The following is a 20,128-nucleotide window of genomic DNA, read 5'->3' on the forward strand; positions in this document are numbered from 1 at the left end:
CGACATGGCATCGGACACCGCAACCGACCTCAGGGTCGAGAGAAAACCCAAACTGTCGGAAATCGTGGTCGCAACGATCCGCAAGCAGTTGCAGGCGGGTGAGATCCTGCCTGGCCATAAATTGCCGACCGAAGGCCAACTGACCGAAACCTTCGGCGTCAGCCGCACCGTCATCCGCGAGGCGCTGGCCAAGCTTGCCGCCGATGGGCTGGTCGAGCCGCGCCAAGGTGCCGGTGTCTTCGTCACCGAGCACATCTCGACGATGTTCGGCGCGCTGGCCGCCGATATGGGAGCCAAGGATTCGATCGCGCTCAACGTGCTCGAGGTGCGCCTCGCGATCGAGATCGAATCGGCCGGGATCGCCGCCATCCGTCGCAACGCCGCGCAGGAGGCGGCGATCCAGGAAGCCTTCTTCGAATTCGAGCGGCTGCTGCTTGCCAGCGAGCCGACCGGTCCGGCCGACCTCGCCTTCCATCGCGCCATCGCCAGCGCCACCAGCAACCCGTTCTATGTCGAGATGCTCGACGTGCTCGGCCGGCGCGCCATCCCGTGCGACGTGACTTCGCCCTGGTCCACCGAACTGGCGCAATCCGATAGCTACCAGCGCGGACTGCAGCGCGAGCACCTGGTGATCCTCAACGCCATCACCTCAGGCGATGCCGAGGCCGCGCGAGAGGCGATGCGCGCGCACCTCACCGCCAGCCAGCAGCGTTACCGCGAACGCCTGCATGCACGTCAGGCTTTTTATTCCAGTTCGGTCAAGGCCGCCGCCGGCGAATGACCCATCTCAAGTCAGGATTGAAATGAACCAGAGCCACACCGACTATACATCCCGCTTTGCCATCGACCCGGTCGCCGCCGCGGCGATGGGAACCGATGAGCTGCGCCACAACTTTCACATTGACGGCCTATTCCAGCCCGGCCGCATCAGCCTGACCTACACACATTACGACCGCATGATCGTCGGCGGCGCCGTGCCGACTGGCGCACCGCTTCAACTGGAAGCGATCAAGCCGACCGGCACCAAGAACTTTCTCGACCGTCGCGAGCTGATCGCCGTCAACATCGGTGGTGCGGGTGTCATCAACGCCGGCGGCCAGCCCTTCGAATTGCAGGCGCGCGACATGCTCTATCTCGGCATGGGCACCGCTGATGTGTCGTTCGCCTCTGCTGACATAGCCGCGCCGGCAAAATTCTATCTGCTCAGCGCGCCGGCGCATCAGGCCTGGCCCAGCCGGCTGATCCGCATCGGCGACGCCAAGCGCCTCGATCTCGGCAGCAAGGATGCCTGCAACGAGCGTTCGATCTTCCAGTTCATCCATGCCGAGGGCGTGAAAACCTGCCAGCTGGTGGTCGGCATGACTCAGCTGGCGCCGGGCTCGGTGTGGAACACCATGCCGTGCCATGTGCATGACCGGCGCATGGAGGCCTATCTCTATTTCGACCTGGCCGAGACGGCACGCGTCTTCCACTTCATGGGCGAGCCGGACGAGACGCGCCATATCGTCATGGGCAATGAGGAGGCGGTGCTGTCGCCGGGATGGTCGATCCACTCCGGCGCCGGCACTTCCAATTATGCTTTCATCTGGGCGATGGCTGGCGACAATGTCGACTATACCGATGTCGACCCGGTGGCGTTGGGCGATCTGCGGTGAGCGACCCCTTCAGCCTTGCCGGAAAACGTATTCTGGTCACCGGCGCCAACACCGGCATCGGCCAGGGCATCGCCGTATCGATCGCACGCGCCAGGGGCGCGGTGGTCGGCGTCGGCCGCTCGTCGATGGACGATACGGCAGACAAGGTCGCCGCAGTCGGCGGGCAATTCGAGGCGGTGAGCGCCGACCTGGCCGACATTTCGGCCGCCGGCTCCTTGCTCGACCGCATCTGGGACGAAAGCGGCGTGCTCGACGGGCTGGTCAACAATGCCGGCATCATCCGCCGCGCCGATGCCGTCGATCTCAGCGAGGCCGATTGGGACGACGTCATGGATGTCAATCTGAAGACGGTTTTTTTGCTCTGCCAAAGCTTTGCCAGGCGTGTCTTGGCCGCTGAACGGAAAGGCAAGATCGTCAACATTGCCTCGGTGCTGAGTTTCCAAGGTGGCATTCGCGTCGCGTCCTACACCGCCTCGAAGCATGGCGTGCTCGGCATCACGCGTTTGCTCGCCTGCGAATGGGCGCAGAAAGGCATCAACGTCAACGCCATCGCGCCAGGCTATATCGAAACCAACAACACGCAGGCGTTGCGCGCCGATCTCGACCGCAGCGCCGCCATCTTGGCGCGTATCCCGGCCGGCCGCTGGGGCGAAGCGGGCGACATTGGCGACGCCGCCGTCTTCCTGCTGGCGCCGGCGTCCAACTACATGCATGGCGCGGTGGTGCCGGTGGATGGCGGCTGGCTGGCGCGCTAGGTTTTGACGCAATTCCGGACGGAAGACCGGTTCACACTTTTCCTGGAATTGCTCTGAGGAGACAACGATGACGAAGCCGAAGATTTTCGCGCATGCCGGCGAGGGCGCCTGGACGACGACGCCGGACGGCAACAGGCGCCGCATTCTCCTGCACACCGACGAGTTGATGCTGGTCGAATTCGGCTTCGACAAGGGTGGCGTCGGCGCCCTGCATTCGCACCCGCATGTCCAGGCAAGCTATGTCGCCGAAGGCCGCTTCGAGGTGACCATCGACGGTAGGACCGAAACCATCGAGACCGGCGGCAGCTTCATTGTGCCGTCCGGTCTGGTGCACGGCGTCAAGGCGCTGGAAGCAGGGCGGCTGGTCGACAGCTTCACGCCGCACCGGGCCGATTTCCTCGGCTAGCCAAGGGTAAGAGATCGAGCGGGAATGACCCGCACCCCGAAAGAGGCGCGGGTCTGTTGCCTGGGCGCTTGTGGCGCCGCGGTACTCAAGACATCACCGCAGGATGAGGACCCTGCCGCACCGTGGTGAAGATAGTCTTAATGCGCCGGCGCTGCATGGCACGACGAACCGGAGGCTGCGCTCGCTCGATCAGGTGATGTGACGCAGGAGGCTGAAGAGCCGCTCGAACGTCTTGCCGTAGGGCGGGCGCAACAAGGCTCCGGCGCTTAGCCGCGACTGTGTGAAAACCGGCTTCTCCTTGCTGAACGTCCGGAATCCCCACTCGCCGTGATAGGCGCCCATGCCGCTGGCGCCGACCCCGCCGAAAGGCTGGTTTTCCTGTACCAGATGCAGCATGCAGTCGTTGATGGTGACGCCGCCGGCAATAGTCTCGTGCAGGATGCGTTGACGATTGCCGCTGTCGCGGCCGAACCAGTAGAGCGCCAGCGGTCGGGCTGCCCCGTTCACATGCGCGATCGCTTCGTCGATCCCGGTGTATTCTACGATGGGCAGCACCGGCCCAAAAATCTCCTCGCGCATCAGCCGCAGGTTTGCGCCGGCGTTGCGGACCAGGGTCGGCAGCAGCTTCCGGCTTTTGCCACCCAGCTCTTCGCCGGCCGGGTTGATTTCGGTGACATCGGCGCCGGCGTCACGCGCTTCAGTGATCATGTCGCGCAGGCGCTGGTGGTGCCGGTCGCTGATGATGGCGGTATAATCGGGGTTGTCGCGCAAGGTCGGGTAGAGCTTCGCGATCGCCGTTGCGAGCTTGACAGCGACCGTGCCTGCCTGTCCCTTCGGCACCAGCAGATAATCCGGCGCGATGCAGGTCTGCCCGGCATTCAAGAGCTTGCCATAGGCAATGCTGGATACCGCCGCATCGAGATCGCAGGACGGATCGAAGATTGCCGGCGACTTGCCGCCGAGTTCGAGCGTGACCGGGGTCAGGTTGGCGGCCGCGGCGATGGCGACCTGGCGTCCGACCGCGGTCGAGCCGGTGAACAGCAAATGATCGAAAGGCATCGACACGAAGGCCTTTCCCATCTCGGCATCGCCGGTGATGACGCTGAGCTCATCGGGTGCGAAATGCTCGGCAACGAGTTTGGCCAGCAGCACTGAGAATGCCGGCGTCAATTCGGAAGGTTTTATAAGCACGCGATTGCCGGCCGCGAGTGCCGCCGTGACCGGCGCGACAGCGAGCTGGAAAGGATAATTCCAGGGCGACACGATGCCGACGACGCCGAGCGGCTGCGGGACGAGGCGATTTCGGCCGGGCAGGAACGGCATGGTGGTGACAACGCGGCGTTCGCGCATCCAGCCCCTGAGATGCGAAAGCGCGTGGCGGATGCCGGCACGCACCACGAACAGTTCCGCAAGACGCGTCTCGTGTGCCGAACGGCCACCGAAGTCGGTGTCGATGGCGGTGCAGATGTCGGCTTCATGCCGCTCGGTCAGCGCCAACAGGCGTTTCAGGCGATCCTTGCGGATGCCAAAGTTGGGGAAAGGCTGCGCCTCGAAGGCGGCGCGCTGCAGGTGGAACCGCTCGCCGAGAACATCCTGTCTGGTCTGCAGCATCGCATCCTCCCTGGCTAGCGGAGCCGAGCTTACATTGCTGGGTGAAGGAATCCAGCGAGGTAAAGGTGTCGTTAGGGAAGGATAGCCTCTACCTCTTGTCAGAGGCACGATGCCCTGTCCGGATGAAGGCCTCCAAGGCGGGACGATTGTTGCCCGTCCGCCAGGCCAGCGCGACCTCGTAGGGAATCGGCGAACCGGCTCCAGCCAAATCCCGAAACACCACGCCTTCGCGACCTGCCTCGCCGAACAGGCCCGGCACCAAGGCAACTCCAAGGCCCGCTGCCACAAGACCGACGATGGTCTCCATCTGAACCGCGCGCTGGGCAACCCGTGGCGTAAAGCCGGCTTGCGCACAGGATTGCAGGATCGTTGAATGAAGGCCGGGGCCTTCATTGGGCGGAAAGAGAATCCAGGGTTCATTTGCGAGTGCGGCAAAAGCGATCGGATCGTCCGGTGCCAGAGCCAGTTTGTGGCGCGCCGGAATGGCCGCGACCAGACGGTCCCTGACCACGGTTTGCACTGTGATGCGTTGCACGGCGCTGGGCGGGAGCGGGAGAGCGGCGATCCCGATGTCGATGCGGTCGTCGAGAAGTGCAGCAACCTGCCGGGCTGTCGGAGCTTCCTCGAGCTCCAGCACAACTCCCGGGTGACTTTCCCGGAATGCGGCGATCAGAGTCGGCAGCAGCTGCCGCACGGCACTGGCGACGAAGCCGATGCGCAGCGACCCAATCTCGCCGGCGCCCGCGCGTCGCGTCAGAGCCATGGCGCGTTCGGCCTGGATGATCGTCCTTTGCGCTTCTTCCCGCAGTACTTCACCGGCCACGGTCAGGCTGTCGATTCGATTGGTGCGCTCGAAAAGCTTAACACCAAGCTCTTCCTCCATCAGCCGGATCGCGGCAGTCAATGGCGGCTGCGCCATGTTCAGCCGCTCTGCGGCTCGCCGGAAGCTCATGGCTTCGGCAACGGCGAGGAATTGCTGGAATTGGCGCAAGCTCAACATGCGATATATCTATCATATCATAAGGGCACATAAACAGTATTCGACGTATCGCTTTCTCATAACCATCTGAAGGGCATCGTTCAACGCATGGGAGTTTCAGATGTCGAAGGATAAAAGAGTCGCAGTCGTAACCGGCGGAGCCAGCGGCATCGGGTTCGGCATAGCGCAAGCGATGCAGCAGGCGGGTTATGCTGCCGTTCTCATTGGCCGTGACGAGGATCGCCTCCGCAAGGCCGCGAAAAGGCTCGGTCCGCACGCCTCATGGCGGCGGGCGGATGTGGGAAAACGTCACGAGATTCAAGCGGCGCTGGCTCCCCTCGACCGGGTCGACGTCCTCGTGAACGCAGCCGGATTCACCCGAAGCATCAGCCTCTCGACTCCGATCGGGGACGCCGAGGCCGATTGGGATGCCCTCATCGAGGCCAACCTCAAAGGCAGCTTCCTGATGACTCACGCAGTGGCGCCCTTGCTCGCGAGCCCTGGGGGGCGCGTCATCAACATCGGTTCGATTGGCGCGCAGACCGGCGGCAGCCGGCCAGGCAGCCTTGCTTATGCAGCCGCGAAATCCGGCCTGCACGGCCTAACCTACGCGCTGGCACGCGAACTGGCACCGCGCGCCATTACGGCAAACGTCATTGCTCCGGGGTTCATCGCCGACACGGGATTCACCGGTGCCTGGCCGCAGGATCGCGTCGCGGCGATCGTCGCCGAGACGCCGATGGCGCGGCCGGGAACACCGGCCGATATCGCGGGAGCGGTGCTATGGCTCGCCTCGGAGGCAGGCTCCTTCGTCACCGGCGCGGTCATTCCAGTCAATGGCGGGTGGCGAATAGGCTGACCGTTGTTGGTGTCGTGCCGACGAGCGACCCTGTTGTGATCCGATGGCCGCTGGGCTAAGCCAAAGTACCCCTACGGAGAGTCGTCTTGACCGGTTTCCACATCCTCTCCAGTCCACGAAATTCCAGTCCGGTGTCTGCCTGATGCTGATATCGGCGACGAGTATCTTGTCCATGGACCCCAGGCGGCGCGTTTCGTGCCGGGCGGCCCAGCGGAATTGCGGATGAAGGGCGCCCACAGGCTTGAGGCTGCGTTTGGAGCGGCTGCGCGAAGGGTTGTGCGGGAGTTTCTGCGGTTCGTGCCGCTGTCTCTGAAACAGCGCATGCAAAAACGCACATACGCACGCGCGGCGCCCGCCAACAGAATTTTCATTTCGGGTTGCGCGCGCAGCGGCACGACGCTGACACAGCGGCTGATGAGGTGTTTCGAGGACATTTTCGTCCATCCGCCCGAAGCGCGATACACAATGCTGGACATGTTGGACCGGCCGGAATCGAACCTCGTCGTCAAGCGCGATGCGCGCGGTTTTGCGCATCTGGCGAAGCTCCCTCCCTCCATCGGCTTGATCTATTGCGTGCGCCATCCGTTCGACACGCTGACAAGTTCGCATCCGCAAACACGCAACGAGCGTCGGTTCCACGTCACGCCGCATCGCTGGCTGGCCGAATACGACGCGCTGACCCGGCTGAAGAATGCACAACCGCACCGGCAGATACTCTTTGTCCGCTACGAAGACATGATCGGCGTGCCCGATGCGCAGCAGGACAAAATCGCGCAGTCGTTCGGACTGACACCGCGCATTCGTTTCAGCGAGGATCCGGACAATCCGATCCGGTTGGCTTCGTTGAGAAAATGGGAAAGGAATGAAGAGTTCAGGACTTATCTCGGCGGCCTGCCCCCGGCATTTCTCGTCCGCGTCCAGCGTTTCTGCGCCGAGTTCGGCTATGACATGCCAATGAGCACGCCGACCGTGGACGCGCGGTGATGCAGGCAGCGGCGGCCCTCGCGACAGACGAGCGAGATCCCAAGCGGCGCGTGCTGAAGGACGTGTTCGGCTTCGATGATTTCCGCCCCGGCCAGGCCGATGTCATGGATGCGCTGCTGGCCGGGCGGCATGTCCTGGCCGTCATGCCGACGGGTGCGGGCAAATCGCTCTGCTACCAGGTCCCGGCACTTGTCCTGGGCGGGCTCACCATTGTCGTTTCGCCGTTGGTGGCGCTGATGCAGGATCAGGTCGCCGCCTTGCGGCTTGCCGGCGTGGCTGCCGATACGATCAATTCCTCGATCGACCGCGATGCCAATATCGCCGCATGGCGTCGCGTCGCCTCGGGCCAGACGCGCCTGCTCTATCTCGCGCCGGAGCGGCTGATGACCGAGCGGATGCTCGAGGCGCTGGCCAGGCTCGATGTCAGCCTGATCGCCGTCGACGAGGCGCATTGCATCTCGCAATGGGGGCCGGCGTTCCGGCGCGAATACGAGGACCTGTCGCGGCTGCGCGGCATCTTCCCCAACGTGCCGATCATCGCGCTGACGGCAACGGCGGACGAAGGCACGCGCACCGATATCGAAGCCCGGCTGTTTGCCGAGCGCGTCGAGACCCTGGTGCTGGGCTTCGACCGGCCGAACATCAAGCTTGCCATCGAGGCCAAGCAGGACAGCAAGCGGCAATTGCTGCGCTTCGTCGAGCGCCATCCCGGCCGTAGCGGCATCGTCTACTGCCTGTCGCGCAAGAAGACGGAGGAGATGGCGGCCTTCCTCGAGAAGAACGGCGTCACCGCGCTCGCCTATCATGCCGGCATGAGCAAGGAGGCGCGTGACGCCAACCAGAACAGCTTCATGACCCTTTCAGGCGTCGTCATGGTGGCGACCATCGCTTTCGGCATGGGCATCGACAAGCCTGACGTCGCCTATGTCTTCCACACCGACATGCCGGGCAGCCTGGAGGCCTATTACCAGGAGATCGGCCGCGCCGGCCGCGATGGGCGGGACGCCGAGGCGCATATGCTGTTCGGCCTTGGCGATATCCGCATGCGCCGGATGTTCATCGACGACGAGGATGCGCCGCCCGAGCACAAGAGGCGCTCGCATGGCCGGCTCGACACGCTAATCGGCTATTGCGAGACGGCGCAGTGCCGCCGCCAGGTGCTGCTCGGCTATTTCGGCGAGGACGCGCAGCCTTGCGGCAATTGCGACACCTGCCTCGACCAGGCGCCGCGCGCCGATGGCGGAGCGGAGGCGCGGATAATCCTGGCAGCCATCGCCCAGAGTGGCGAACGCTTCGGTGCCGGCCATGTCATCGACATCCTGCTCGGCCATGAAACCGAAAAAGTGCTGGCCAGGAACCACCAGAGGCTCACGAGTTTCGGCAGCGGTCTGGCGCACAAGAAGGATTTCTGGCTGTCGCTGATCCGGCAGCTCGTCGCAGGCGGGTTCCTGATGGCGGATCCGGCCGGTCATGGCGGCCTCGCCATCGCCGAAAAAGGCCATGCGCTTGGCCGTGGCGAGATGCCGTTCCATTATCGCGTCGAGGTGCGCAGCCGCGCCTTGCGCGGCAAGACGCGCTCCGGGCAGGATTTCGGGCAATCGGATTTGGACACCGGGCTGCTGGCCGCGCTGAAGACCTTGCGACTGCGGCTCGCCAAGGAGCGCCAGGTGCCGGCCTATGTGGTGTTTTCCGATCGCACCCTGATCGACATGGCCGAGCGCCGCCCGCACGACCTCGACGCCTTCGCTGAAGTGAATGGGGTTGGGGCGGCAAAGCTGAAGGAGTTCGGCCAGGTTTTTCTCGCCGCAATCGCCGCGCACCAATCCGGTGGCTCGGCCTGAGGTCAGATCAGCGACTGGTCACCTGCCCTGAAGCGGAGGGATCTTCGGAGGAGGCATCCGTTCCGAGCCCTCCTGTTCCGTCGCCGCCGCCCATTCCTCCGCCGCCCATGCCCCCGCCGAGACCGATCAGTTCAATGTTCTCTGGCCGGCCAGTCGACAGATCAGGTTTAGACCGAGGCGTTCATCGACTTCATGGCTGAGCATCTGCAACCGCAATAGGTGCCGCTGTCCGGTTATTCACCGCAGCGTCGACCCGCTGGGCGTCAGTCGCGCGATATGGATAGTCCCGTGAGAAGCGGAGCGTAGGCGGCGAGCCTGCGGGATACGAACTCCGTGAAGAGCCGCACCCGCTTCGTCTTGCGTGTTTCCCCCTGTGTGAGAAGCCAGAGCGTTCCGTACATGTGCAGGTCGGTGCCCGGTACCCTCACCAGCAGGGGGTCGGCATCTCCGACGAAGCACGGCAGTGTCGTGATCCCGAGACCTTGCCGTACGGCAACGATCTGCGCCTCGGCGTCCGTGGTCCTGAATGGAACCCCTGTGGTGCGAACTTCACCCGCGCCGGCCCACTCTGGAATTCCATGAACGCTTATGACGATCCACCGGATGGGATCAGGTGCGCCCGCACGCCACGCGGCCAGGCGATCGCGGGACATGTAGACGCCGCCGAACACCTCCGCTCCCTTCAGGCCGTGAAGATTGAGCGGCAGGGTTTTGCGGTCGTAGACGACGCGGATCGCCACGTCGGCCTCTCGGTTGGTCAGATTTGCCAGCTCGCCGGACGACAGGATTTCCATCTCGATGTCTGGATGCAGACGCGCGAAGTCGGCGAAGTCCGGCATGAGCAGGTGTGTCGCGAGGGGCGGTGCCAGGGTCACCCGCAGAAGCCCGCGCACGCTCTGATCGCGCCCGAAGACGCGCGTCTCCAATTGGTGAGACGACGCTTCCATCTGGTTCGCGAGCCCGAGGACCTCCTCGCCCGCAGCCGTCAGCCGGTAGCCCGAAGGCAGCTTTTCGAACATTTGCGCCCCGAGGCGTTCCTCAAGCTGTGCGATGCGTCGCAGCACGGTCGAGTGATTCACCCCGAGCTGCGCGCCGGCAGCCCGCACCGAGCCTCCGCGTGCGACGGCTAGAAAGTAGCGAATGTCATCCCAGTCGATCATGGTGCAATCCGGCACCGCGCGGTGCGCCTTCCAAAGCCCGTATCTAGCACATCCTACAGCAGTAGGAGCGGGACATCATGGCTTATGTCGACAGGGCGGCGCAATTCCGAATGGCGGACACGGATCGTCGCGGCTGGCGTCAGTCCTGAAAGCGGATCGATTTTGCACCACCGATGTGCGCGCTTCCGCACTCACCACCTGACCCCGACGGGCCCATCTAGAGGTCCTCGGGGCGTACCCGAACGATCAAAGACAGAACCTGGAAGGATTGAGTCATGGGAAAACTGGACGGTAAGGTTGCGGTTATTACGGGTGGCGCCACCGGCATCGGCCGCGCCGCAGCGAAGCGCTTCATCGAGGAGGGTGCCTTCGTCTTCATCTTCGGCCGCCGGCAGGAAGCGCTAGACGCCGCTGTGGCCGAGCTCGGGCCCAATGCCCGCGCGGTGAAGGGCTCGGTCTCGGATGAGGCCGACCTCGATCGGCTCTATGCGGCGGTGAAGGCCGAGCGCGGAACCCTCGACATCATCTTCGCCAACGCCGGGGTGGGAAGCCTGCTTCCGCTCGGCAAGCTCACCGCCGAGCACATTGACGAAACCTTCAACACCAATGTGAAGGGTACGATCTTCACGGTCCAGAAGGCGCTGCCGCTGATGGGCGAGGGCGGTTCGATTATCCTGACCGGATCGAGCGCCGGCACCACGGGCGCGCCCGCATTCAGCGTCTATAGCGCGAGCAAGGCGGCCGTGCGCAACCTCGCGCGGACTTGGGCGGAAGACTTGAAAGGCACCGGCATCCGGGTAAACGTGCTGTCGCCCGGGCCGACGGCGACCGAACTCGCGAAGGCAGCGATAGGCGAGGAGGGCTTGAAGGTCTTCGCCTCGATGAATCCGCTTCAGCGGATGGCCGATCCAGCGGAGATCGGGGCGGCGGCTGCGTTTCTCGCGTCGCCCGACAGCAGCTTCATGACCGCCAGCGAGGTCGCCGTCGACGGGGGCTTGGCGCAAATCTGACCCGCCACGCCCCGCCGTTCATTCCATTCGATATCCCGAGCCCGCAGGGCCTGGTAAACTGAAGGAGAATATACATGAGCTATGCAATTATTGGCTTCGGCAAGATCGGCCAAGCTCTTGCCAAGGCGTTTGCCCGCAACGGCATCGAAGTGTCCGTGGCAACCACGCGCGACCCGGAAAGCTTTGCATCAGCCGCGGCCGCAATCGGACCCACGATCATCCCGAAAACGCTGGCGGACGCGGTCAAGGCGGACATCATCTTTTTGGCTGTCCGCTTTGAATCGCACCCAGATGTCGCGAAGGCGCTGTCAAGCTGGGAAGGCAAGACGATCATCGACGCGACGAACGTGTTTCCAGTCCCCGAAGAGCTGGACGGTCTGCCGTCCACCGCCTTCGTCGCGAAGGCGTTCACCGGCGCCAAGCTCGTCAAAGGTTTCAATCACCTGATTGCGGCCACTTTGGCTGCCGATCCGATCGTCGAGGGCGGCCACCGGGTCGTCTTTCTGTCGAGCGACGACGAGGACGCGATCGCTCCCGTGGCGGCCTTGGCCAAACAACTCGGGTTCGCACCGGTCAAGCTGGGGAAACTCAACGAGGGCGGCGCACTGGTGCACGCACGCGGCCGCACTTGGGGCCAGCTGATCTTCCAGGATCTGTTCAAGAAGGAGCAATAACGGATTTACCGTGCGCTGTCAGAGTGGCCGGTGTTCGACGCCGGCCACATCGTCAGCATCGAGCCGAGCGCGCAAAGCGACGCGCTTGAAAGCGGCTTACATCTGCCTAGGATCCTTCGGCTGACATGTGCCTGCCACCCATGAATCGTAGTTGCAAAAGCTGATGTCCCAGCCGGCATCGCGTTTTTTGGAAGTTGCCTCACGACCGCTGTGCGGATACGGGGCTGGAGAAGAAATCAAAGTGGATGTGTTGACCTAAATGAGCGCTGAACAGGGGCTAGAGGTTCTCCGGCAATACTGTGTACGCCTTGAGGCCATTTTCATGCTCTATGTCGATGCGGTGCGAGGTTTCAAGAATACCGCAGAGGCATTGCAGGAAGCTGTCGCCAACCCGGCACTTGCCACAACGCTGGACAGTTGGAATTGGTACGGGCTGGACCCGCCGGGTGTAGGCGCACGTTACGTTGGGGTGATCAAAATCAGGGAAACATTGGCTCGTAATGCGGCCAACGGCCCTAACAAAATTGCCATGGCCCGTTCTTCGATTCTAACTGCTTACGCCGCCTGGGAACATGAGACTCGGCCCGCATTGGCTGCGGAACTAGGCATTGATACCAATCGGATAACAAGTCCCACCTTCGGTGATCTGAATAAATACCGCCAGGCCGTTGCTCACGTAAGCGGTCGGCTTGACCGCGCAACGGAAGTGCTCAACCTAGTCGCGGTCGGCGACAATGTGGATCTAGACGAGGTAGCCCTTACTACGCTGTTTGATGCCCTAGTCTTAGAAGTTAATAGGCTTGCGGAAGCGCATTGCGGGCTTCAGCTTGGCCACCTATTCGTTAAAAGAACAACGCATTAGCCTGGATATTGGAGCGTCGCCATTAGATCGCCAGATAAAATAGCTTATCTTTCGGCAGGTTAGAATGCGATCGTAAGAATGGCGGAGAGGGAGGGATTCCCTTTCACCTCTATGATACTGAAAATACTAGTCTTTTCGCGCTTTTTGTTACACAGTTTGTTACACAGCTACAACTACGATTTATAACCGCTCTAAGCTCGCAGCTTTTGGGCTCGCCTGCCCAATCCATCCGATCTGTCGAAACCGATGGCTTGTAGGACACTCCCGCGTGTGTACGTTGGGGCTTGGGTCAGAAGGTGACCCACAGCAAAGACGGGAGCGCCGCAGCGCAAAAGATCTCATCGGTCAAGGAACAGATAGTGAAGTAGCCTGTGACAATCGGCGCCAGCATCACCTCCAAAGCCGACCAGGAAAAACCCGCAAAAAACGTCGCCCTCAGATACCCCGTCGGCAATGAATATGGGACCGAAGTTGCGCGGCAGATCGGGCGTTAGATGCCTTCATGATATCTGAACCTGAGCAGGCTCCTACGCCGCGAGCCGGCACATTTCCGAACGGAGTTTCGTCCGGCTGCGCAAAAAGGTGCCCTGTCGAGACTTACTTGTTGGCCAAATGGCTTAGCAGGGACGAACTCGTGAAGAGATTGATAATGCAACATTATCGTTCATTTCAACTCAGCGACAGGCGCGGCGTTTTCTGCTCAATTCGGTTGCCAAAAGCGCCGTCATGATTCATCGTGTTTTCGATGATTCTGCGGCCCAAACCCTCTCCGCGCCACCACCCCACGCTTGCCGGCGCCCCGACAGCCGCGCCAATGGCAACGGTGCCGGCCTGGTTGCGCCGGGTCATCCCGGGCACGCAAAGCCTTGCGGGAAAAGATATTGACGATGTGGCGCTCACCGCCGGCGCCACCATCGGCGCGCTCGATGCGGTGGTGCGCCGGCAGGAGCAGTGGGCCGGCGCCTGGCGGCAGCGCCTGGCGCTTTCGGCGGCCGCTGTCACTGCAAAGCAGGCCGGCCGCGTCGAGGATGAAAGCGCGCTGCGCGACACCGTGCTGCTCGCACGACCGGGCGATTTTTTGTCCGTCGGCCCCGCCGGGTCGATGCTGCTTGCCTGGCGCCGGCTGGCCGGCACGCCTGCCGAGAAACTGCTGACCGAGGCGAGCATCGGCGCGGTGCTGGATGACCTCGGTCTCCGCCGCGACGACGACGCAGTCGGCGACCTGGCAGATGATCTTCGACAGCTTTCCGCGAGCATCGGAATAATCGGCATGCTGACCGGCGCGTTCACGGCCGCCGAAAGGTATGGCTTCGCTCGAGCCTTCGGATGTTGGCTCGCCGACGCCCTGCTGGCGCAGCGGCTGGGCTGGACTCATGCGGTGCCGCTGCTGGGCGGGGAAACGGCCTTGGGCACAAGCGTTCGCCCGCGTCGATCGGCAGTTAGCTCTGTGGCGACAAGCATTGAGACAAATCCTGAACGTGCCAAAAGCCTTCTGGCCGCGCAGGCGCGCGCCGCAGTGCGCGCCATCGATCTTTCCGCCGAGCTTGAGCGCCGCGCGGACAGGCTGCTTGCCGTTGCCCCGAAACTCAGGGCCAAGGCGGCGGATGCTGTTGTCGAAAAGCTCTTGTCGGACGACGCGATCGTTGCCTCGGAAAACATCGCTGGCATGAGCGACCGCGGATTGCGGCGCCTGTTCGACCGGCTGGTCGAGCTGGGCGCCGTCCGAGAGCTGTCCGGCCGCCCCTCTTTCCGCATCTACGGGCTGTGAAGACGATGGCGGAAGCGACGCGCAGACGAGGGAAGGGGCGGCTAGATGACGGTCGATTAGGCGACCGCCTGTTTGATCTGGAGCTTGATCATCTGCCACCGGAGGCGCGCTGGCGCGAATGGATGCATCGGGTTGAGGCAACCATTTTTGCCGCGAGCGAGCCGGTCGGCCGCGAGACGCTGGCGAAGATCGTCGGTAAGAGTTGCAGCATCGACCTCTTGATCGACGACATCCGCGAGGAGCTGCGCGGCCGGCCTTATGACCTGGTTGCCGTCGCTGGCGGCTGGAAGCATCTGACGCGGCCGGCCTATGCCGACGCCATCCGCGCCGCGGTCGGCGGTAATGAGGGCGCGGTTGACCTCACGCAGTCAGAGGTGCTGGTGCTGATGTGCATCGCCTACTTCCAGCCGATCACGCGGGGAGAATTGTCGTCGTTTTTCGGCAAGGAGATCAGTCGCGATCTCATGGGTCACCTGCGCGGCGCGAAGCTGATTGCGTCTGGTCCGCGCAGCCCGACGCCCGGCGCGCCCTACACCTACGTCACTACCAAAGAGTTCCTGCTGGAGTTCGGGCTGGACACGCTGCGCGACCTGCCGGATTTTGAGGCGCTTGAGGACGCCGGCCTGCTGTCTAAGGAAAAGCTACTGGCTGGAGATATTTCTGTTGCACAGAGAAGCGAAGACGACCCTGCGTCAGCGTGAGTCACGTTGCCGGTGACCGCTTTGTGCCACATGTCGGTCGCAGAGATTGCTTTGCAGCTACTTGAAAGCTGACATCACCGGTGAGCAGGCGCTGCAGGAAATGCTTGCACCGAGACCTCTCTTTTGTGCCCTGCACCGACGCTGCTTTGTGCCCGATATTTCCCCTTTCACATTGTAAGCGCAACGTGGACTGGAGCGCCCTGTCGGACAAACATGTAGGCTGCAACTTCGAGCAAGAGAAAACAACGCAGCCTGACGATGACCAGTGCGGAGAAGTCGATGTCCCGCTCGCCATCGACCAGACCCTGCATGGACGTTATGTCCTCCCGACTCGGCCGGACCGGAAAGCTCGGATGGGAGTGCCACTCGCCCAGATAGTTGAAACGTCTGAAGTCGGATCCCGTTCTTCGAAAGAACCTGTCGAGAGCCTCTGCATGATGATCGGGACTGCGGACGAAGTGAGCGGCGGTTCCGCTCGTCTCATCGACCGAGAAGTCGACAATCCGAAAGTGGTCAGGCGCGACTTGCTCGCCCATGAGGATGCCTCCGATCTCGCGCCTTCCGACCCGTCTTAGACATTTGCGAAAATGCGCCCGCTGGTCACTTCGGAGACTGATCGTGACCATCGAACACCGAAGGCAAGAGTTCGCGAAGCAATGCAAGGCTCTCCGCGACCGACGCTGAATCCTGATCAACCTTCCACGGTTCGGAGCTACTAAGTTGTATGGGCCATGTCTCGAACGGCTCGGAGAAGATCCAGGCCTTTCGCAGGCCGACCGCATAGGCCGGCGAGGGAAATGCGCTGTTGTCGGGCCGAATGAGTAGGTCCGTCGCCAAGCGCGCTAGATGTCCCGCGATGATGGCGACCTCGGCATCGTCCGCTACGAGAGCTGCTGCGCCGTCGCCGGCGGTCGTCGCGTAGGGCGCCGAGAAACCGGCTAGTGGCACAAGAATACCGTGGGCGTCGCACCATGCGTTGATCTGGTTGCGCGCCATCTGGGGTTCCGGCTCGTGACCCGATCGAACACGCGCCACCAGGCCGCCAATGCCGCCGGCGAACACTTCGCCCCAGACGAGTGGCTTCAGGCTTTCCCTCGCGACGGCAGCGCAGAAGTTGAAGCAGTGCGCGTCGGCGGTCGCGTCGATGATGACGTCACAGGCTTGCAGCGCCGACATCACCGAGTCCGTGGAATCTGCGCTCTCTTGGCCGCCCAGCGCAACGCGCCGCGTCGTGACTTCGATCGTTCCCGCGATCTCGATGAGGCGTGCGCGTAGCGCGTCGACCTTGTGAACGCCAATTCCTGGGACACTGAGCTCGTTGCGAACGAGGTTCGCCATGAACAGAACGTCGTCGTCGACGAGCGTAAACCGACACACACCCACGCGCGCCAGCATGGCGGCAATCTTGGATCCAAGGGAGCCGCATCCGACAATGCCAACGCTTTTTTCCGCGAGACCGGCATAGTCGTCCGGGAGCCTACTTCCAGCACCAACTTTCAGGATTCGCGAGCGACCGAAGTAGCGCTTCTGGTTGCTGTCATAGGCATAGAAGTGCGCGATCTCCGTCCCGGAAACCAGCACTAGGTCAATCTCGCCAGTGGCGGCGAGCACCTGCTCCTGGAGTGCCTCGAAGCCGAGATCACCGAGCAAGCTCGCGATGCTGTCTTGCGCCGCAGACGGCATCCCCCTCCCAGCCGGTAGGCGAATGGCGTGGCCTCGCTTCGTCGTCTCGCGAATCCCCGCGGGCCAGGCACGCACGTCAGCGGTCCCGCCGATCTCGGCAACCGTCACGGCGAAGGTTTCCGCGTGGTATTTCTCCGCGATGCCGATCTCGATGGATTGGGCTGGCTCGACCGCCTTCAGACGCTCTTCAAGCGGTGGCGTTATCAGAAATCGGAAATATGAGCCACGGACGCTTTGCCCGATGGAGACATAGTGTGCCGAAGGTAACTCAGGGCCATCGACGTCGCGTTCACCGGCGATAAGCCGATGCGCGCTCTCAATCATCATCGCGCCGGTGACTGCGGTCTCCCAATTGTCGGCGCGGTATTCTAGGCAGAGATTTCCACCGGCGCCGTACTGATGGCTCGACAACCGGCGATTACAACCGCGGGGGACGACGATGGGCGGAGCATTAGGGTGGAATTCCGCATAGGTCATCGTGAACGGAATGCTGTCTCCATCGTGCTCGATTTCAAAGTCGACGGCGAGTGCGGCGCCGTTCGAGAGGTGCCAGCGCACGCCTTGGAGCCAATTCACACGCTCGGTGAGATCAGCGACGCTCTGGCGCTCGGACCTTGCACGTACCGTGTTTTCGAGCCACCAGATCATTCTTCGCCGCCGAACCCTTGCGGCTTGGTCGGAACACGGCTCCTGTCAGGAAAGGAGAGACCTGGGCTCGCCGGGGCCACCGACGCGACGTTCAGCAGCGCGGGTCGGGCTGGCGGCTGGCGGCGGCGCGCCGCTCGATCGGCGAGCGAGCCACCGACGCCGCGACCGACGGTCTCGGTGACCACGCTCCTGTCGCTCGAACGGGCAGCCTCGTAAAATTCCCTCCTGGCCTTCTGAAGCCACTCGGAAAAAGCAGCCGCTCGCTCAGGATGCTCCGCCCATTTGTCGGCGAAATTTTCCAGGGGATCAGTCGGATTTGGAATCCAATGTTGGCCATTGTGCCAATGGATATGCTTGTCCATTCCGGTCAGAATCGCAGCCAGCGCTTGCCCGATTGTCTCTTCGCCGTTGTAGGAATGTGCGGCGAGCGTAGTGATGATCACAGAAATGGGCCGCTCGTCCTTGCGGCGTTCAAAGGTGTGGTCCCGATGCCGTTTGAGGATCATCACGGCTGCCTGTAAAGGCGTGCGCACCTTGTAGTCGGGAATGTCCTCGACACTCGCTCGCGTGCTCTCTGCCAGAATGCGTTTCCGACGTTCGAGAGCGGCTAGCATCCGGCTCTTGAACCATTCGCTATAGCCTTTCGGGTTCGAACGTGGCCACTCATCCGTGACGAGGGTATAGGTCGGGCCTTCGTTGTCGGTAATGACGATGGCCGTTGAGGTCCAGCGTGGGTCATAGCCGCGAGCTTCGAGGAGAATACGAGCGCTTTGCCCATTCGGAAGTGCGGGTACTACATCCATATGGAACTGGGCACCGTCAGCATAGTTTAGAACCCAGCAACGACGGCCCTCCCGCAATGGCTTGTTCATGCTCTGCGCTTTGCGATAAGCATCTATCTCTGCGCCGAGCAAGACCTTCAGTTGCTGTTGCGTCAGTGACGAGTTGGACAGCTTCTGAAATTCGCAAACGGAGTCGATGTCGTACTCCTCCGCATCGTTAGAGGGACGGATCGTGGTGCCGAGCCGAAAGGATCCCTGGACGTAGACCTTCGGACCATACTGCCGCACGCTAGAGGCATCACGAAGCAGCCATTCCCCAAGAGAATTGTAGCTTCGCTCCGCTTGCTCGTAGCGGCCGGGCGGCACGCTCAGCTCCTCGGCAAGATCTTCCAGAAACTCCTCGCTCTCACGGGTCAAGCTGTGCTGGTTCACCATGGGCCTCCAGGCGCCGCCCACAGGCGCGTGTAGATTGTCGAAGTGCGCTCGGTAGAACTTTTAGGATAAAACATGAACATTATAGCGAGTCGGGCTGGACCTCCACTATGGCAAAGACACAAATCCCAAGCAAAATTCAGGTCGCTCTCTGGGCCAGGGCCGGAGGGCGGTGCGAGTACCGTGGATGCAACGAGGACCTTATCGGCGATCTGATCGCCGGCCGCGAGGACGGAAAGTTCGGTTTCATCGCGCATGTTGTCGCCGACAGTGCAGACGGGCCGCGCGGCGATCCCGTTCGTTCCCCAACGCTCGCCAGAGACCTGAACAATCTGATGCTGCTCTGCGCAAAGCATCACAAGGGCGTGGATGTCGATTATCTGGCGGATCATTCGGAAAGCCTCCTTCTCGAGATGAAGGCGGAGCATGAGGATCGGATCGCGATTGTGACCGGAATGGCTCAGGAGCGCGCTGCGCACGTGCTCCGGTTTGCGGCCGATATCGGGCAGCGGGACGCCCTTGTCTCAACACGATCGATCTTCATGGCCATGCCGCCCGATCGTCATCCCGCCGATGGCCGCACGATCGATATCGAGCTGGCTGGATGCGATTATGCCGATCATGAAGAGACGTACTGGACGATCCAGCAGGACAATCTGAGGCGGGTTTTCACCCGCAAAGTGAAGGAACGGATCGAGCAGAAAGAGATTCGGCAACTCAGTGTCTTTGCGTTGGCGCCGCAGCCGCTGCTCATTGAGCTCGGCCATCTTCTTGGAGACATCGTTCCAGTCTCGGTTCATCAGAGATATCGCGAGCCGCCGACATGGCGCTGGCAGCCCGATCAGCCGGCAATCACATTCCGAGTCGGCGAGTATTCCGGGCCGGCAGACGTTTCAGTCGCGCTCAAGCTCGCGCTGAGCGCGACAGTTACGGACGATCGAATTGGCGCGGTGCTCGGCGGTGATGTCGCGATCTGGTCCCTGACCGCCGACAATCCGCACAATGACATCATGCGCCGTCCGGAGGACTTGGTGGAGTTCAAGCGCCATCTTCGACGCTTATTCGATCGGATCAAGGCCGTTCACGGAGAGAATGCAATCATCAATGTCTTTCCTGCCCTGCCGACTTCAGCAGCCGTGGAGGTTGGGCGTGTTCGAATGCCGAAGGCCGATCTGCCCTTGCACATCTACGATCAAAACCGATCGGTTGGTGGTTTCATCCCGACGTTGAAGATAACGAGCTAACCTGCGGTCGAAAGACCGGAGGCGCGGCTGCTACGCTGTCAATTGCCCGCGTCGCCCAAGAAGTCGAACCGGCT

The 20,128-nt window shown here is 62.3% G+C and carries 19 protein-coding genes; 13 read left to right on the forward strand and 6 right to left on the reverse strand.

Going from position 1 to position 20,128, the window contains the following annotated elements; translation table 11 throughout:
* Positions 1-4: 4 nt before the first annotated feature.
* The 4 genes from EJ079_RS09035 to EJ079_RS09050 all read left to right on the forward strand — a co-directional run bounded on the left by EJ079_RS09035 (position 5) and on the right by EJ079_RS09050 (position 2,816).
* Positions 5-781 carry a FadR/GntR family transcriptional regulator gene (locus tag EJ079_RS09035; RefSeq protein ID WP_127808813.1) on the forward strand — a complete coding sequence of 259 codons (777 nt, stop codon included), beginning with the start codon at positions 5-7 and terminating at the stop codon, positions 779-781.
* Positions 782-803: 22 nt separating this feature from the next.
* Positions 804-1,655 (forward strand): 5-dehydro-4-deoxy-D-glucuronate isomerase, encoded by an 852-nt coding sequence (gene kduI / locus EJ079_RS09040; protein WP_127395856.1) that lies wholly within the window; start codon positions 804-806, stop codon positions 1,653-1,655.
* Positions 1,652-2,410, forward strand: a complete 759-nt coding sequence (gene kduD, locus EJ079_RS09045) for a 2-dehydro-3-deoxy-D-gluconate 5-dehydrogenase KduD (RefSeq protein WP_127808814.1) — start codon at positions 1,652-1,654, stop codon at positions 2,408-2,410. Before kduI ends, kduD begins: the two co-directional genes overlap by 4 nt.
* Positions 2,411-2,477: 67 nt before the next feature.
* Positions 2,478-2,816 carry a cupin domain-containing protein gene (locus EJ079_RS09050; RefSeq protein ID WP_127808815.1) on the forward strand — a complete coding sequence of 113 codons (339 nt, stop codon included), beginning with the start codon at positions 2,478-2,480 and terminating at the stop codon, positions 2,814-2,816.
* A 189-nt stretch (positions 2,817-3,005) separates the two neighbouring features.
* Here the strand turns inward: EJ079_RS09050 and EJ079_RS09055 are convergent, their stop codons facing one another.
* Both EJ079_RS09055 and EJ079_RS09060 read right to left on the reverse strand, forming a co-directional pair.
* The gene (locus EJ079_RS09055) at positions 3,006-4,427 is read right to left on the reverse strand and encodes a coniferyl aldehyde dehydrogenase (protein ID WP_127808816.1); all 1,422 of its coding nucleotides are present in this window, start codon (positions 4,425-4,427) and stop codon (positions 3,006-3,008) included.
* An 88-nt stretch (positions 4,428-4,515) separates the two neighbouring features.
* Positions 4,516-5,427 (reverse strand): LysR family transcriptional regulator, encoded by a 912-nt coding sequence (locus EJ079_RS09060; RefSeq protein ID WP_127808817.1) that lies wholly within the window; start codon positions 5,425-5,427, stop codon positions 4,516-4,518.
* Positions 5,428-5,527: 100 nt separating this feature from the next.
* Here EJ079_RS09060 and EJ079_RS09065 point away from each other — a divergent pair, with 100 nt between their 5' ends.
* From EJ079_RS09065 to recQ, 3 genes are all read left to right on the forward strand, one after another.
* Positions 5,528-6,265, forward strand: a complete 738-nt coding sequence (locus EJ079_RS09065) for an SDR family oxidoreductase (RefSeq protein ID WP_127808818.1) — start codon at positions 5,528-5,530, stop codon at positions 6,263-6,265.
* 222 nt (positions 6,266-6,487) lie between these two features.
* Positions 6,488-7,249 carry a sulfotransferase gene (locus EJ079_RS09070; protein ID WP_127808819.1) on the forward strand — a complete coding sequence of 254 codons (762 nt, stop codon included), beginning with the start codon at positions 6,488-6,490 and terminating at the stop codon, positions 7,247-7,249.
* Positions 7,249-9,090, forward strand: a complete 1,842-nt coding sequence (gene recQ, locus EJ079_RS09075; protein ID WP_127808820.1) for a DNA helicase RecQ — start codon at positions 7,249-7,251, stop codon at positions 9,088-9,090. Before EJ079_RS09070 ends, recQ begins: the two co-directional genes overlap by 1 nt.
* A 263-nt stretch (positions 9,091-9,353) precedes the next feature.
* Here recQ and EJ079_RS09080 read toward each other — a convergent pair whose 3' ends face one another.
* Positions 9,354-10,250, reverse strand: a complete 897-nt coding sequence (locus EJ079_RS09080; RefSeq protein ID WP_127808821.1) for a LysR family transcriptional regulator — start codon at positions 10,248-10,250, stop codon at positions 9,354-9,356.
* Between the two features lie 275 nt (positions 10,251-10,525).
* On the opposite strand from EJ079_RS09080, the gene EJ079_RS09085 reads away from it, so the two are divergent.
* The 5 genes from EJ079_RS09085 to EJ079_RS09110 all read left to right on the forward strand — a co-directional run bounded on the left by EJ079_RS09085 (position 10,526) and on the right by EJ079_RS09110 (position 15,265).
* Positions 10,526-11,260 (forward strand): SDR family oxidoreductase, encoded by a 735-nt coding sequence (locus tag EJ079_RS09085; RefSeq protein ID WP_127808822.1) that lies wholly within the window; start codon positions 10,526-10,528, stop codon positions 11,258-11,260.
* 74 nt (positions 11,261-11,334) lie between these two features.
* Positions 11,335-11,934: an NADPH-dependent F420 reductase gene (locus EJ079_RS09090; protein ID WP_127808823.1), complete on the forward strand. Its 600-nt coding sequence runs from the start codon at positions 11,335-11,337 to the stop codon at positions 11,932-11,934.
* Positions 11,935-12,193: 259 nt separating this feature from the next.
* Positions 12,194-12,796 (forward strand): hypothetical protein, encoded by a 603-nt coding sequence (locus EJ079_RS09100; RefSeq protein ID WP_127808824.1) that lies wholly within the window; start codon positions 12,194-12,196, stop codon positions 12,794-12,796.
* A 745-nt stretch (positions 12,797-13,541) separates the two neighbouring features.
* A complete protein-coding gene (locus EJ079_RS09105; RefSeq protein ID WP_127811304.1) occupies positions 13,542-14,564 on the forward strand; it encodes a DUF1403 family protein in 1,023 nt (340 codons plus the stop codon).
* Between the two features lie 5 nt (positions 14,565-14,569).
* Entirely contained in the window at positions 14,570-15,265 is a 696-nt protein-coding gene (locus EJ079_RS09110) for an SMC-Scp complex subunit ScpB (protein ID WP_127808825.1), read from the forward strand.
* A 167-nt stretch (positions 15,266-15,432) separates the two neighbouring features.
* Here the strand turns inward: EJ079_RS09110 and EJ079_RS09115 are convergent, their stop codons facing one another.
* From EJ079_RS09115 to EJ079_RS09125, 3 genes are read right to left on the reverse strand one after another with little or no spacing between them, the layout of a single operon-like run.
* A complete protein-coding gene (locus EJ079_RS09115; RefSeq protein ID WP_127808826.1) occupies positions 15,433-15,891 on the reverse strand; it encodes a Mov34/MPN/PAD-1 family protein in 459 nt (152 codons plus the stop codon).
* Positions 15,866-17,596: a ThiF family adenylyltransferase gene (locus tag EJ079_RS09120; protein ID WP_127808827.1), complete on the reverse strand. Its 1,731-nt coding sequence runs from the start codon at positions 17,594-17,596 to the stop codon at positions 15,866-15,868. The genes EJ079_RS09115 and EJ079_RS09120 overlap by 26 nt, the downstream gene beginning before the upstream one ends.
* Complete coding sequence (locus EJ079_RS09125) at positions 17,593-18,813, reverse strand: nucleotidyltransferase (protein ID WP_164873753.1); 1,221 nt, start codon at positions 18,811-18,813, stop codon at positions 17,593-17,595. Before EJ079_RS09125 ends, EJ079_RS09120 begins: the two co-directional genes overlap by 4 nt.
* A gap of 107 nt (positions 18,814-18,920) precedes the next feature.
* On the opposite strand from EJ079_RS09125, the gene EJ079_RS09130 reads away from it, so the two are divergent.
* Positions 18,921-20,054 (forward strand): SAVED domain-containing protein, encoded by a 1,134-nt coding sequence (locus tag EJ079_RS09130; protein ID WP_127808828.1) that lies wholly within the window; start codon positions 18,921-18,923, stop codon positions 20,052-20,054.
* The last annotated feature ends 74 nt before the right edge of the window (positions 20,055-20,128 follow it).

It is taken from the genome of Mesorhizobium sp. M7A.F.Ce.TU.012.03.2.1 (genome assembly GCF_004006095.1).
Lineage (GTDB): Bacteria > Pseudomonadota > Alphaproteobacteria > Rhizobiales > Rhizobiaceae > Mesorhizobium.

What these genes read in the sequence shown, in the direction of transcription:
- EJ079_RS09065 (WP_127808818.1), top strand. Translation starts at nt 5,528, where the DNA reads ATGTCGAAGGATAAAAGAGTCGCAGTCGTAACCGGCGGAGCCAGCGGC.
- EJ079_RS09125 (WP_164873753.1), bottom strand. Translation starts at nt 18,813, where the DNA reads ATGGTGAACCAGCACAGCTTGACCCGTGAGAGCGAGGAGTTTCTGGAA.
- EJ079_RS09090 (WP_127808823.1), top strand. Translation starts at nt 11,335, where the DNA reads ATGAGCTATGCAATTATTGGCTTCGGCAAGATCGGCCAAGCTCTTGCC.
- EJ079_RS09120 (WP_127808827.1), bottom strand. Translation starts at nt 17,596, where the DNA reads ATGATCTGGTGGCTCGAAAACACGGTACGTGCAAGGTCCGAGCGCCAG.
- EJ079_RS09110 (WP_127808825.1), top strand. Translation starts at nt 14,570, where the DNA reads ATGGCGGAAGCGACGCGCAGACGAGGGAAGGGGCGGCTAGATGACGGT.
- EJ079_RS09085 (WP_127808822.1), top strand. Translation starts at nt 10,526, where the DNA reads ATGGGAAAACTGGACGGTAAGGTTGCGGTTATTACGGGTGGCGCCACC.
- EJ079_RS09130 (WP_127808828.1), top strand. Translation starts at nt 18,921, where the DNA reads ATGGCAAAGACACAAATCCCAAGCAAAATTCAGGTCGCTCTCTGGGCC.
- EJ079_RS09060 (WP_127808817.1), bottom strand. Translation starts at nt 5,427, where the DNA reads ATGTTGAGCTTGCGCCAATTCCAGCAATTCCTCGCCGTTGCCGAAGCC.
- EJ079_RS09050 (WP_127808815.1), top strand. Translation starts at nt 2,478, where the DNA reads ATGACGAAGCCGAAGATTTTCGCGCATGCCGGCGAGGGCGCCTGGACG.
- EJ079_RS09080 (WP_127808821.1), bottom strand. Translation starts at nt 10,250, where the DNA reads ATGATCGACTGGGATGACATTCGCTACTTTCTAGCCGTCGCACGCGGA.
- EJ079_RS09105 (WP_127811304.1), top strand. Translation starts at nt 13,542, where the DNA reads ATGATTCTGCGGCCCAAACCCTCTCCGCGCCACCACCCCACGCTTGCC.
- EJ079_RS09100 (WP_127808824.1), top strand. Translation starts at nt 12,194, where the DNA reads ATGAGCGCTGAACAGGGGCTAGAGGTTCTCCGGCAATACTGTGTACGC.
- EJ079_RS09070 (WP_127808819.1), top strand. Translation starts at nt 6,488, where the DNA reads ATGAAGGGCGCCCACAGGCTTGAGGCTGCGTTTGGAGCGGCTGCGCGA.
- recQ (WP_127808820.1), top strand. Translation starts at nt 7,249, where the DNA reads ATGCAGGCAGCGGCGGCCCTCGCGACAGACGAGCGAGATCCCAAGCGG.
- kduI (WP_127395856.1), top strand. Translation starts at nt 804, where the DNA reads ATGAACCAGAGCCACACCGACTATACATCCCGCTTTGCCATCGACCCG.
- EJ079_RS09115 (WP_127808826.1), bottom strand. Translation starts at nt 15,891, where the DNA reads ATGGTCACGATCAGTCTCCGAAGTGACCAGCGGGCGCATTTTCGCAAA.
- EJ079_RS09035 (WP_127808813.1), top strand. Translation starts at nt 5, where the DNA reads ATGGCATCGGACACCGCAACCGACCTCAGGGTCGAGAGAAAACCCAAA.
- EJ079_RS09055 (WP_127808816.1), bottom strand. Translation starts at nt 4,427, where the DNA reads ATGCTGCAGACCAGACAGGATGTTCTCGGCGAGCGGTTCCACCTGCAG.